General features: G+C 70.0%; 9 protein-coding genes and 2 pseudogenes. 2 read left to right on the top strand and 9 right to left on the bottom strand.

The window, feature by feature from the left end:
- Window positions 1–122 precede the first annotated feature (122 nt).
- The 5 genes and pseudogenes from infB to rimP form a co-directional block, all read right to left on the bottom strand.
- Window positions 123–2735, bottom strand: a complete 2613-nt coding sequence (infB, locus tag ACVFYP_RS12980; RefSeq protein ID WP_499201268.1) for a translation initiation factor IF-2 — start codon at window positions 2733–2735, stop codon at window positions 123–125.
- Between the two features lie 180 nt (window positions 2736–2915).
- Window positions 2916–3065: pseudogene (locus tag ACVFYP_RS12975) on the bottom strand (translation initiation factor IF-2 associated domain-containing protein); the annotation flags it as partial.
- A gap of 184 nt (window positions 3066–3249) precedes the next feature.
- The gene (locus ACVFYP_RS12970) at window positions 3250–3876 is read right to left on the bottom strand and encodes an RNA-binding protein (protein WP_499200606.1); all 627 of its coding nucleotides are present in this window, start codon (window positions 3874–3876) and stop codon (window positions 3250–3252) included.
- A 223-nt stretch (window positions 3877–4099) separates the two neighbouring features.
- Window positions 4100–5680: pseudogene (nusA, locus tag ACVFYP_RS12965) on the bottom strand (transcription termination factor NusA); the annotation flags it as partial.
- A 10-nt stretch (window positions 5681–5690) separates the two neighbouring features.
- Window positions 5691–6344, bottom strand: a complete 654-nt coding sequence (rimP, locus tag ACVFYP_RS12960) for a ribosome maturation factor RimP (protein ID WP_499200605.1) — start codon at window positions 6342–6344, stop codon at window positions 5691–5693.
- A gap of 181 nt (window positions 6345–6525) precedes the next feature.
- Between rimP and ACVFYP_RS12955 the strand changes: the two genes are divergently transcribed.
- The gene (locus ACVFYP_RS12955; RefSeq protein WP_499200604.1) at window positions 6526–7410 is read left to right on the top strand and encodes a cation diffusion facilitator family transporter; all 885 of its coding nucleotides are present in this window, start codon (window positions 6526–6528) and stop codon (window positions 7408–7410) included.
- A 4-nt stretch (window positions 7411–7414) separates the two neighbouring features.
- Here ACVFYP_RS12955 and trmB read toward each other — a convergent pair whose 3' ends face one another.
- From trmB to dapB, 3 genes are all read right to left on the bottom strand, one after another.
- Window positions 7415–8125: a tRNA (guanine(46)-N(7))-methyltransferase TrmB gene (trmB, locus tag ACVFYP_RS12950; protein ID WP_499200603.1), complete on the bottom strand. Its 711-nt coding sequence runs from the start codon at window positions 8123–8125 to the stop codon at window positions 7415–7417.
- Between the two features lie 126 nt (window positions 8126–8251).
- Complete coding sequence (metK, locus tag ACVFYP_RS12945; protein WP_499200602.1) at window positions 8252–9439, bottom strand: methionine adenosyltransferase; 1188 nt, start codon at window positions 9437–9439, stop codon at window positions 8252–8254.
- A gap of 168 nt (window positions 9440–9607) precedes the next feature.
- Window positions 9608–10381 carry a 4-hydroxy-tetrahydrodipicolinate reductase gene (gene dapB, locus ACVFYP_RS12940; protein ID WP_499201267.1) on the bottom strand — a complete coding sequence of 258 codons (774 nt, stop codon included), beginning with the start codon at window positions 10379–10381 and terminating at the stop codon, window positions 9608–9610.
- A 323-nt stretch (window positions 10382–10704) separates the two neighbouring features.
- Between dapB and ACVFYP_RS12935 the strand changes: the two genes are divergently transcribed.
- Window positions 10705–11727: a glycosyltransferase family 4 protein gene (locus ACVFYP_RS12935; RefSeq protein WP_499200601.1), complete on the top strand. Its 1023-nt coding sequence runs from the start codon at window positions 10705–10707 to the stop codon at window positions 11725–11727.
- 40 nt (window positions 11728–11767) lie between these two features.
- On the opposite strand, the gene ACVFYP_RS12930 is transcribed toward ACVFYP_RS12935, so the two are convergent.
- Entirely contained in the window at window positions 11768–13045 is a 1278-nt protein-coding gene (locus ACVFYP_RS12930; RefSeq protein WP_499200600.1) for an extracellular solute-binding protein, read from the bottom strand.

Here is a 13045-nt window from a genome sequence, read left to right as displayed (position 1 = left end):
TTTGGTCTCGCGCCGCGGGGCATCCGCGGCTTCGCGGGTCTTGCGGGCCATGTCGGGCAGTTCCTTAACGAGAAAGGGGCGCGGCCTGTCGGCCGCGCCCCCCATCTGCGGCCAGTGGAGCGTCAGAGCGTGCCGGCGACCGTCTCGGTCTCGTAGCACTCGATCTGGTCGCCGACGCGGATGTCGTTGTAGTTCACGAAGGACATGCCGCATTCGTAGCCGTTGGTCACTTCCTTCACGTCGTCCTTGAAGCGACGCAGTGTCGAAAGCTCGCCCTGGTGGATGACGGTGCCGTCGCGCAGCAGGCGCACGCCACAGCCACGCTTCACGACACCCTCGGTCACGCGGCAACCGGCCACATTGCCGATGCGCTTGACCTCGAACACCTGAAGGATCTGGGCGTAGCCCAGGAACTTCTCCCGCTGCACCGGCGCCAGCTTGCCGCGCACCAGGTCCTCGATGTCGTCCGCCACCTCATAGATGATGGAGTAGTAGCGGATCTCCACGCCGTCTCGCGTCGCCAGGTCGCGTGCCTGGGTCGTGGCGCGGACGTTGAAGGCGACGATGACGGCGTTGGACGCCTTGGCGAGCTGGATGTCGCTTTCGGTGATCTGGCCGACCGCCGAATGCAGCATGCGCACCCGCACTTCGTCGTTGCCGAGCTTGCCGAGCGTGACGGAAATCGCTTCCGCCGAGCCCTGCACGTCCGCCTTGACGACGACGGCCACTTCCTTCTGCGCGCCCGCCTGGATGCGGGCGAGCATGTCGACCAGGCTGCCACGGCCGGCGGAGACCGCCGCCACCTGCTTCTCCCGCAGCTTGCGCTGGCGGAATTCGCTGATCTCGCGGGCCTGCGTCTCGTCCTTCACCGCGACGAAGTTTTCGCCCGCGGTGGGAACGCCGGACAGGCCGAGGACCTCCACCGGCAAGGAAGGCGAGGCCTCCTTCACCTGGCGGCCCTTGTCATCGAGCATGGCGCGAACCTTGCCCCATTCGGCGCCGGCCACGACGATGTCGCCGGTCTTCAGCGTGCCCTTCTGCACCAGCACGGTGGCCACCGGGCCACGCCCGCGGTCCAGCCGGCTTTCAATGACGGTGCCCTCGGCCGCGCGGTTCGGATTGGCCCGCAGGTCGAGGATTTCGGCCTGAAGCGCAATGGCTTCCAGCAGCTTGTCGAGGTTGAGCTTCTTGGTCGCCGAGACCTCGATCTCCTGCGTCTCGCCGCCCAGGCTTTCGACCACGATCTCGTGCTGCAGCAGTTCCTGCTTCACGCGCTCCGGCCGCACGCCTTCCTTGTCGATCTTGTTGATCGCCACGATGATCGGCACATTCGCCGCCTTCGCATGGCTGATCGCCTCGATCGTCTGCGGCATGACGCCGTCATCGGCCGCCACCACCAGCACCACCATATCCGTCACGCTGGCGCCACGGGCGCGCATGGCAGTGAAGGCGGAGTGGCCAGGCGTGTCGATGAAGGTGACCTTCTGCCCATCGGGCAGCGTCACCTGATAGGCGCCGATATGCTGGGTGATGCCACCGGCTTCCCGCGCCGCCACATCGGCCTTGCGCAGGGCATCCAGCAGGCTGGTCTTGCCGTGGTCGACATGGCCCATGATGGTCACGACCGGGGGACGCGGCAGCATGTCGGTGTCGACATCCACCTCGCCTTCCAGGCCGATCTCGACATCGCCTTCCGCCACACGGCGGATGCGGTGGCCGAATTCCTGCACCACCAGCTCCGCCGTATCGGCGTCGATGGACTGGGTCAGGGTGGCCATGACGCCCATGCGGAACAGGGCCTTCACCACCTCGCCGCCACGGGCGGCCATGCGGTTCGCCAGTTCCTGCACGGTGATGGCTTCCGGCACCACCACGTCGCGCACCACACGCTCCGCGCCGCTGCGCAGGCGCGCCAGCTCCTGCTGGCGACGCTCCCGCTCACGGGCCCGGCGGACGGAGGCGATGGAGCGCGTGCGCTCATCCTCGCCCTCGATCGCCGCGGAGACGTCGATGCGGCCGTCGCGGCGACGATCGCCACCCGGCACCAGGGACTTCTTGACCGCCGGCAAAGCCGGCTTCTTGGCGGCGCCAGCCGGGCCGGGCATGCCCGGGCGGCGGACGACGCCGCGCGGCGCCTCCTCATCCTCGGCGGAAGGCGTGCGAGCCTTCAGCGTCAGCTTGGCGGCAGGCGTGTCGCTGGCCGGCGCGGCGGCCGGCCTGGCGCTGGCCACGGCACCCGGAGCGCCAGCCGGCGCCCCCTGGGGCGCGGCGGGTGCCGGGGCGGGGCGGCGCGGGGTCAGCGCGGTCGGCACCGGACCGGGACGGCCGGTGCGCAGCGGCGGCGCCATCGGGCGCGGCGGGACCGGCATCGCCGGGCGGCCGGCCGGGCGAGCCGGCTCGGCGGCACGCGATGCCTCCGGACGGCGCTGCGGCACGGGCGCCTCGGCGCGGGCCGGGGTGCCGGCGGGCGCCGGGGCGGCGGCGACCGGCGGCGGCGTGGGCTCGGCGGCCTCGACGGCCGGCGGCTCCTCCACCTCGGGCGGCGGCGCATGACGCGCCTCCTCGGCGGCGCGGCGCGCGGCCTCGGCGGCGGCGGCAGCTGCCTCCTCAGCCTCACGGCGCTCATCCTCCGCGCGGCGCGCGGCTTCCTCAGCGGCAGAGCGCAGCTGCAGCGCCTGGCGCTCACGCTCATCGCGCTGGCGCTGGGCCTCGGCGCGACGCTGTTCCTCCAGCACCCGCTGGCGGGTGGCGAGTTCCGACTGCGTCAGCGGGCGTCCCGCGGCGGCGGGCGGCTTGCCAGCCGGCCCGGCCACCTGCGGCCGCAAGGTCGCGCCACCCGGGCGCGGGGCGCCGGGGCCTGCCACGCCGGGCTTCGCCGGAGCCGGCGCTGCCGCTGGTGTCGGCGCGCGCTTCTTCAGAACCTCGACCTGCACCACCTTGCTGCGGCCATGGCTGAAGGACTGGCGCACGCTGCCAGCATCCACCGTCTTGCCCAGTTCCAGGCGTCCACCCGGCCGGAGGGAAAGCCGGCCCTTGGCCGCATCCTGGTCGTTCTGGTCGCTCATCCGCCGATCCGAACCTGATCTTTCGTCCGTCATGTCCAGCCGCGCATTAAACGCGACACCCTGTGCTGCCGCGCGAACGCGGGTGAAGTCGTAACCGCACCCCGAAACCGTGGAGCACAGCGATCAAAGGACCCTCGGCCAAGGCCGAACATCCATCCCCGGTCGCCGCCGGGGGGCGGTCCGCCTAGGGCGGCGCCGGAGGAACTCCCCTCGCCGGCGCCCTGCCCTTGCTCTCGGCTGCGGCGGCGACGCCCGCGAGCCGTGCGGCTTCCGCCGCGATCGCCAGCGCCAGTTTGCCTGGCGCCACCGCAACATGCACCGCTTGGTCGCGCCCGAACAGCGCCCCAAGCTCCGCGCCGGTCAGCGGCGTGACCGCTGGCACCTGCCGGAGCCCCACCAACCGGGCCCTTTCCGCCGCGCTGCCGTCCGAAGCCTGGACCAGCAGCGCCACGCGCCCCTTCTGCAGCCACTCCAGCGCTGCCTGCCACCCGCTTACCGCCTGACCGGCACGCCGCGCCAGACCGACAAGATCGCGAACCCGCCCATGAAGGCCGGTCTCAATTCGCGCGCGAAGGTCGGGGGGCACGTGCACCGCACCGCGCGCGGCCTTTGCGAAGGCCCCACGGGTTGCGGCACGTTCTAACACATCGGCCCGGGCGCTCAACCACATTCCCCGGCCGGGCAGCCTTGCGCTGAGGTCGGGGACCACTTCCCGCGCCGGCGACAGCACGAAACGCAGCATCACTTCCTTCGGCAACCGTTCCCGCGTCACCATGCAGCGACGCAGGGGGCCGGTTTCCGGCTCCTCCACCGCATCCTCAGCCTCATCCGCGCCATCGAGGGGCGCGGCCGGCAGGGGACGCAGCAGGGTCGCGATGTCGAGCGCGGCCGGCCTGGTCGTCGCCTCAGCTTCGGACGGACTCGTCCGGCCCTGCCTCGGCTTCGCCCGGCTCTCCTTCGGCTTCGTCGGACTGTCCTTCGAGGGACTCCGCCGCGCCTTCGTCGCCTTCGCCTTCAAGCCCTTCTGCGTCGTCAGCCCCTGCTTCCCCATCCTCGGCATCGTCATAGCCATCCTGCGCGGCGGCCATGGCGCCGACCACATCCTCATCGCCGAACCACCCGGCCGACTGCCGCGCGGCGAGGATCACGGCATTCGCCGTATCCTCATCCACCGCATCGCTGCCGAGGATCTCCACCAGCTCATCGCCGGCCAGATCCGCCAGATCCTCAAGCGACTTCACGCCCTTTTCGCCCAGCGCCACCAGCATGGCGGGGGAGAAGCCGCCGACCTCGGCCACCGCATCCTCCACGCCCATCTCGCGGCGCTTGTCGTCCATCTCGCTTTCGCGCTTGTCGAGGAAGGCCTGGGCGCGGCGCTTCAGCTCCGCCGACACATTCTCATCGAAGCCCTCGATCGCCGCGAGTTCCTCGTCATCGACCGTGATGATGTCCTCGATCGAGCCGAAGCCCTCCGTCACCAGCAGGCCGGCGATGACGTCATCGACGTCAAGACCCTCGACGAACAGGCCGCTGCGCTTGCGGAAGTCCTCCTGGCGGCGCTCCGATTCCTCGGCCTCCGTCAGGATGTCCACATCGTAACGCGTGAGCTGAGATGCAAGGCGCACATTCTGACCGCGGCGGCCGATGGCCAGCGAGAGCTGGTCGTCCGGCACCACCACCTCGACCCGCCGGGCGTCGTCGTCCAACACAACCTTGGTGACTTCGGCCGGTGCCAGGGCGTTGACGATGAAGGTGGCCTGGTCGGGCGACCAGGGGATGATGTCGATCTTCTCGCCCTGCAGCTCCTGCACCACCGCCTGAACGCGCGAGCCGCGCATGCCGACGCAGGCGCCGACCGGGTCGATGGAGCTGTCGCGGGAGATCACCGCCATCTTGGCCCGCGACCCCGGGTCACGCGCCACCGCCTTGATCTCGATGATGCCATCATAGATTTCCGGCACTTCCTGCGCGAACAGCTTGGCCAGGAAGCCCGGATGCGTGCGGCTGAGGAAGATCTGCGGCCCGCGAGGTTCCTCGCGCACGTCGTAGATATAGGCGCGGACGCGGTCGCCATTGCGGAACGCCTCGCGCGGGATGGTCTCGTCGCGGCGCAGCAGGGCCTCGGCCTTGCCGAGCTCGACCATCAGGTTCCCATATTCGGTGCGCTTGACGACGCCGTTGATGACCTCGCCGATGCGGTCCTTGTATTCCAGGTACTGCTTGTTGCGCTCCACCTCCCGCACCCGCTGCACGATCACCTGCTTGGCGGTCTGCGCGGCGATGCGGCCGAAATCGATGGGCGGCAGCGGGTCGATGATGAATTCGCCGGTCTTGATGCCCGGCTTGATCTTCTGGGCGATGCGGAGCGAAAGCTGGGTCGCCTCGTTCTCCACCGGCTCGGCGTCCACCACCTCGGTCCAGCGGGACAGCCGCACCTCACCGCTCTTGCGGTCGATGACGGCCCGGATGTCCTTCTCATGGCCGTATTTGGCGCGGCCGGCCTTCTGGATGGCCTGCTCCATCGCCTCGAGCACCTCGTCGCGCTCGATCATCTTCTCGCGGGCGACGGCATCCGCCACCAGCAGCAGTTCCGGGCGCGCGATCGCGACATCCATCGCCATGGCGTCAGTTCCTCTTCGGGGTTGAGCGGCGCCGGCGGGCGGGAGGGGCTTCCTCCTCCACTTCCGGCGCTTCAGCGGAATCATCTACCTCGGAGCCATCGTCCACAGCCGGCGGCTCCAGCGCCGCGCGGCGGGCATCGGCGACGGCGGCCAGCGCCGCGCTGTGTTCGATCAGCGCATCGGTCAGCACCAGCTTGGCGCGGCGGATATTGCCACGCGGCACCACCACCTCCGTGCCATCCTCCAGACGAAGGCGGGCTTCATCGGCATCGGCGCCGAGCACGATGCCCCGCAGCCGCCGGCGATTGTCCTGCGGCACCTGGAGATCGACGCTGGCGAGCTGGCCGGCGTAGCGGTTCCAGTCCTTGGCCCGGGTCAGCGGCCGGTCAATGCCGGCGGAGGACACTTCCAGAGACCATTCGCTGCGGATGGGGTCTTCCACATCCAGCACGGCGCCGACGGCGTGGCTGATGATCTCGCAATCCTCGACCCGGAACGTCGCCTCATCGGCGCGGTCGGCCATGATCTGCACCACCGGCCGTTCCTTGCCGCTGACCTGGACGCGCACCAGCTCATAGCCGAGCTGGCCCAGGGTGGGCAGGATCGCGGTGGCGATGCGGGCCTCGAGGCCCTCGTGATGCGGTTGATCGTTGTCCATTGACCCATCCAACCGTGGGTCCCGCCAACAAAAAAGGCGGCCCTTTTGGGGCCACCCTCCCGGAACCTCGGAAAGCGAACTCGTGCAGCGGATATACGCGCGCCGCCACATCCCTGCAAGAGGGACTTGCCGCCGCCCCGGCATGCCAGCATGGTGCAAGTGAATCGGCACATGGGGTGCAATGGACGCCAAGCAGAAGCGGGTGGCGGTCAGCCTTCTGACTGTCACCGCAGCAGTTCTTCTTTCGCTGCTCGTGGCGTTCGAGTCCAATTCCCTGGTTGTTCGTCTCGATCTGGTTGGCGGATTTCTAGAAATCGTCGCGCTTGCTGTCACCTGGCATGCGCTGGGACGGGCGACACGCCAGGCGAATGACGATTTCAACTATGGTTTCGCAAAATTGGAAAATCTCTGCGGCCTGCTGATCGCCCAGGTGCAGCTCGCCTATCTGCTGATCTTCGCCTGGATGGCGGTGCAGCGCCTGCTCTCGCCGGTGCCGCCGGCCGGCGCCGGGCTCGCCCTGCTGCTCTATGCCTATGGCACGGTGGTGACGGCTGCGATGCTGCTCTGGTCGCGCAGGCTGGCGAAGCGGGCGCCGAGTCCGGTCGCGCTGGCGCTGTACCGCGGCTACCAGGTGAAGGTGCTGGCCAACCTCGCCACCGGCCTGCTGCTGGCGATCGCGGCGCTGGTGCCCGGCGAGGGCTGGGTGCGCTACCTCGACCCGCTCAACGTGCTGCTGCTGTCGGCGGTGCGGCTGCGCGCCATCGCCCTGGTGATGGCCGCCTCCGGCCGCGATCTGCTGGATGCGGCGGCGGAGGAGGAGACCCGGCTCGCGGTCTATGCCTCGCTCGCCCGGCATTTCGACGACTATGACGACCTGGTGCGGCTGGAGAGCCGGCGCAGCCCGCAGACCGTCTTCGTCACCCTGCACCTGGCCTTCGCCGAGGAGCGGCCGCTGGCCGAGGTGTTCCAGACCATCGACCGGCTGAGCCAGGATGTCCGCCAACGGGTGCCGAATGCCGCGGTCGCCGTGGTGCCCCACCCCCTGCGGGTGAATACCGCGGCCTGAGGGCTCAGCGCCGCCGGAACACCCACCAGATCGGCTGCCGCCCGGCGCGCACGGCTTTCGCCTCATACCGCGTGCCGGGCGTGCCCTCGGGCCGGGTAGTGTGGCGCTCGACCAGCTCGAACAGCGGCGTAGGGGCAAAGACCTCCGTCACCCAGGCCTGGTAGGTCGGATCGTCGCTGGCGATGCGCCATTCACCGCCCGGGCGCAGCACGCGGGCCACCAGCGGCAGCATCTCGGGATGCACAAAGCGGCGCTTCGAATGCCGGGACTTCGGCCAGGGGTCGGGGAACATCAGCATCAGCCGATCCAGCGCACCCTCCGGCAGCAGGCCCAGCAGATGCCGCGCATCCTGCGGCCAGAGCTTCAGGCTGGGCGGCAGCGGGCCGGTCGCCTCCTCACCATCCGGCACCAGCCGGGTGAGCAGGGAGCACAGCCCGTTCTCGAAGACCTCGGAGGCGATATAGGCCACATCCGGATGCGCCCGGTGCTGTTCCAGCGCGTGCTCGCCGCCACCAAAACCCACTTCCAGCCACAGCCTGGCGCCCGGCATGCCAAAGGCCGAAAGCGGGTCGGCGGCCTGGTCGGGCAGCAGGCGCAGGCGCGGCAGGGTGGCATCCAGCAGCAATTGCTGGCGCGGCCGCAGCTTATGGCCGCGCTGACGGCCATAAAGCCGGTCCGGCACGCCCTCGGCCAGGGGGGGGCGGTCTGCGGTCATGAGGGGGCCTCAAACGAAAAGGGGCGACGGGCCTGCGCCCGCCGCCCAACAGACAAGGCCGGCCGCGCCAGGGCGCGGACGGGTCAGGCAGGACCGGCCCACGCCGCAGCGCGGGCCGGCCGAAAGTTACCGGTTGAAGGCGCGGCGGATCTCATCCGCCAGGTCCGTCTTCTCCCAGGTGAAGGTGCCCTTCTCCGCATCCGGCGTGCGGCCGAAATGGCCATAGGCGCTGGTCGGCGCGTAGATCGGGCGGTTCAGGTGCAGATGTTCCCGGATCCCGCGCGGGGAGAGGTTCATCAGCCCGTCCATCACCTTGGCCAGCTTCGTCTCGTCCACATCCTTGCCCGTGCCATGCAGGTCGAAATAAACCGACAGCGGCTTGGACACGCCAATGGCGTAGGACACCTGGATGGTGCACTTCTCGGCAATGCCGGAGGCGACGACGTTCTTCGCCACATAGCGCGCCGCATAGGCGGCGGAACGGTCGACCTTGGTCGGGTCCTTGCCGCTGAAGGCGCCGCCGCCATGGGGCGCCGCGCCACCATAGGTGTCGACGATGATCTTGCGCCCGGTCAGGCCGCAGTCACCATCGGGGCCACCGATGACGAAGGTGCCGGTCGGGTTCACATAGAGCTCGTTATCCGGGCACATCCAGCCCTTGGGCAGGCTGCTCTCGATGATCGGGCGGATCATCCGCTTGATCTCGGCCTGGTCGAGGCGTTCCTCGTGCTGGGTCGAGACGACGACGCTGGTGGCACCCACCGGCTTGCCGTCGACATATTTCAGCGTCACCTGGGACTTGGCGTCCGGCAGCAGCCCGGCCACGGCCACGTCACCGGCGCGGCGCATCTCGGCGATGCGGCGCAGGATCAGATGGGCGTAGTACAGCGGCGCCGGCATCAGCTCCGGCGTCTCGGTGCAGGCATAGCCGAACATGATGCCCTGGTCGCCGGCACCCTCATCCTTGTTGCCGGCCGCGTCCACGCCCTGCGCGATATGCGCGGACTGGGCGTGCAGATGGCATTCGATGCTGGCGTTCTGCCAGTGGAAGCCGTCCTGCTCATAGCCGATGTCCCGGATCGCCATGCGCGTCAGGTGCATCAGCAGATCGGGGGTGACGCTGCCGGGGCCGCGCGTCTCGCCAGCCAGGACGACGCGGTTGGTGGTGACCAGCGTCTCGCAGGCCACACGGGCATAGGGGTCAGCCGAGAGGTAGGCGTCGAGAACAGTGTCCGAGATGCGGTCCGCCACCTTGTCGGGGTGGCCTTCGGAGACGCTCTCGGACGTGAAAAGATATTCGCCCTTGTCGCGCATGGCGTGGTTCGGCCTCTTGTCGCGTGAGGGCCGGTTCGCCCCGGCCTGGCTGGTTTGGCCCGGCGGATACCGGGATTTGGCCGTATTGCAGTGCGGTGTGGCGGGGTCAAGGCAGAGCGGGGCCCACCGCCACGCATGCCCGGCTTGCGCGGCCCCCCGCCGGGCGCCTCAGCGCATGCCCAGCACATCCATCATGGAATAGAGCCCGGGCGGCCGGCCGCGCAGCCAGAGCGCCGCCCGCACGGCGCCGGAGGCATAGGCGCGGCGGTCAAAACTGCGGTGGGTGATGGCGATCTGCTCGGTCGCCGCGGCGAAGATCAGCGTGTGCTCACCCACCACCTGGCCGCCGCGCAGCGCGGCGAAGCCGATGGCGCCGGTGGCCCGGGCGCCGGTATGGCCATCTCGCCCACTTTCCATCCCCGCCGCCTCCAGCGTCGTGCCCCGCCCCGCCGCGACCGCCCGCCCCATGGCCATGGCGGTGCCGGAGGGTGCGTCCACCTTCTGGCGGTGATGCATCTCCACGATCTCGGCATCGTAGCTCTCGGCCGGCAGGGCCGCGGCCAGCTTCTCGGCCAGGGCCAGCACCAGATTCACGCCGGGGGCGAAATTGGCGGCGTGCAGGATCGGCACCTGGGCCGCCGCCTCCGCCACCGCGCGTTCCTGCGCCGTGGAGAGGCCGGAGGAGCCGAGCACCAGCGGCGTGCCATGGCGCAGGGCGCATTGCGCATGGGGCACGGCTTCCTCGGCGTGGGTGAAGTCGATCACGACATCGCTGGCGGCGAACAGCGCCTCGGCATCGGGGAACAGGGTGGTGTCTGGCGGGGTCGGGCGCAGGCTGCTCGGCCGGGTTGTCCCACCCACGAGGCCGGCCCCAGCCTGGGCCACCTCCTCCACCAGCAGGCTGCCCATGCGGCCGGCAATGCCGGCAATGCCGATGCGGATCATAACCCCCCCAACGCGATGAAAGACGCGGAAAACCCGGACGCTGCGCGCAGCGTCCGGTTCCGGTCAAGTTTGGGGGGCACTTCTTTGGGGGGGGGCGGGCGGCGGCGCTTATGGGACCTTGGGGGGGTATGGCGCCGCCGCCTGCCTTCGCCGACCGCAGGGGGGGACTTGCAGACGGCTGCGAGAAGAACGAAGCATCCGGCGCCGGGTTCCGGCCTTGCCCGAAAAAAATTCCTGGACTGTGGCCCCAGAGAAACTGTGGCCCCAGAGAAACTGTGGCCCCGAGAACCGGTCCTTCTGGGACCGACAGAGGATCATCGATGCGTCTGGCCTTGGTGATGAGTCACGCCGATCGGCGGATGGTGGGCGCTCGGCGCGAATTGCACTGGCTGGCGGCGCTGCGCCGCCAGGGCGTCGATGCGCGGATGTTCCGCATGCATGACGAGGCCAGGGAGGACGCGCTGCTGGAGCCGGAGGCGGTGCCGGCCTGCTTCCTGCCGGCGGATAATCCCTCCCTGCCGCATATCCATCGCGTCTCGGCCGCGCTGCGGCAGGCGCTGGCGGAATTCCAGCCGGGACTGATCCTGTTCAAGGGGCTGGGCTACCAGGTGATCCCGGACGTGATGGCGGCGCTGGCCCCCTGCCCCTTCGGCTTCATCGTCGGCGGCGCGATCGCTGACCCGATGCTGGCCGAGGCGGCTTTGGTGCTGGCGGAGCATGAGGGCCAGGTCGCCGGCCCCTTCGCCGCCCATGCGGCGGCCGGCCGCTGCCTGCTGCTGCCCAAATATTTCGACCCGGCGCTGGTGGGGGATGGCACGCCCAACCCGGACCCGCGCTTCGCCATCATCAATGTCGGCGTCTTTCACGGCCCGCGGAAGAACCAGGCGGCCCTGCTGCCCCTGGCGCGGCGCCACTGGGTCCTCTGCGTCGGCGGCGGCCCGGACATGGCGGCGTTGCAGGCCCAGGCGCCCTATCGCATGCGCTTCGCCGGCCACCGGCCGCAGGATTATGTCTTCGCCCGGATGCGCGAATCCCGGCTGATGGTACATCCCGCCCTGCATGATGGGCTGCCACGCGCGGTGATCGAGGCCATGGCCTGCGGCCTGCCCGTGGTCGCCTATCGCGACGTCATCCCCGGCGGCATCCGTCATGGCGAGAACGGCCTGCTGGTGACACCGGAGACTCTGGAGGCGGAGGTGGATGCGCTGCTGGCCGATCCGGACCGGCTGGCCGCCATGGGGGCCGCGGCGCGGCGCGACGCCTTTGCCTGTCACGGACCCGCCGCGATCGCCCGCGCGGCCGATGATTTCCTGGCCCTGCTGGACCGGCTCGGCCTGCGCTGAAGGCCCTCCTCCCCAGGGGGGAAGAGGGCTTCAACCGGTTTCAGCCGCGCATCATGCTGGTGGTCTGCTGCACCATGCGGGCCAGCCCGGCCTCCGGCGCCAGGTCGCCGCGCATGACGCCGGTTAGGATTTCCTGCTGCGCGCGGTGGATGCGCGGGCCATTGGCGCCGTAATCCTCCCAGGGCAGGGACTTGTCGGCCTGCATCGCGGCGGCGCGGGCATTGGGGTTCTGCGCATACCAGGGGCCGAGGAACTCCGCGCCCTCGGCCAGCTTGTTGGTCGGCAGGTAGCCGGTCATTTCCACCGCCACCTTCTGCGCCTCCGGCCCCGCGCTGAATTTCACATACTTCCAGGCGGCCTCGCGCTTCGCGGGATCGCGCGCCAGGATCACCGCGGCATTGCCGCCGGTCGGCACGCCGCCATTCGCCGCATCGGTGATGGGGAAGGGCGCCGTGCGCAGCGGGAAGCGGCCGCCGACCAGGCCGGTGATGACGCCGAGACGCGCCGGGCTGTCGAAGATCACGCCGGTGCCGCCCTGGCCGAATTGCTGGCGGTTCTGCTCATCGCCGATCAGCCGCATGCCGGACTCCGCCACGAAACGCCGCGCCAGGGTGATGGCCGCCTGGCCAGCCGCGCCGCCGAAGGCCACGCTGCCATCGGCGTTCAGCATGCGCCCGCCGCCCTGCTGGATCAGCGCCTGCCACAGCCAGTCGCTGTCGAAGGAGTTGATGTAGTAGGACACGCCCATGGCGTCCGGCACCGCCGCCTTGATGCGCGCGCCGAGCGCCACCACGCCCTCCCAGTCCTTCGGGAAGTTCTCGGGGTCCCCACCGGCGCGGCGCAGCAGCTCCGGGTTGTAATAGGCGACGGGAGAGGAGGCGTTGAACGGCATGCCGTATTGCGTGCCGCCGACCTGGCCCAGCGCCAGCATCCGGTCGTTGAAATTCGCCGCCTTCCATTCCGCGCCCTCGGCCGCGATCAGCGGCGCCAGGTCGGCGATCTGGTTGCGCGGCGCCAGGCTGCGCGCCAGCTCCGGCAGGCGGTTGAAGCCCGGGAAGGTCACGTCCGGCAGCTGGTTGGTCAGCGATCCGCGCAGCAGCGCCTGGTGCTGCTCGTCGTAATTCGGCGCCGGCTGGCGGAAGGCGATGCGGATGCCGGGATTGGCGCGGGTAAAGGCCTCCGAGATCGGCGTGAAGAAGCGCGCGAAGGACGGGTTGGCGAAGAGCACGTCCAGCGTCACCTGGGCCTGCGCATGGCCGATGGCGGGGGCGGCGAGCAGCGCGGCGCCGCTGGCGAGAAGGGTTCTGCGGGTCGTCAT

The organism is Roseomonas sp. F4 (assembly GCF_053891155.1).
The sequence above is the reverse complement of the archived record's forward strand: the minus strand, read 5'-3'. Positions and strand labels throughout refer to the sequence as shown.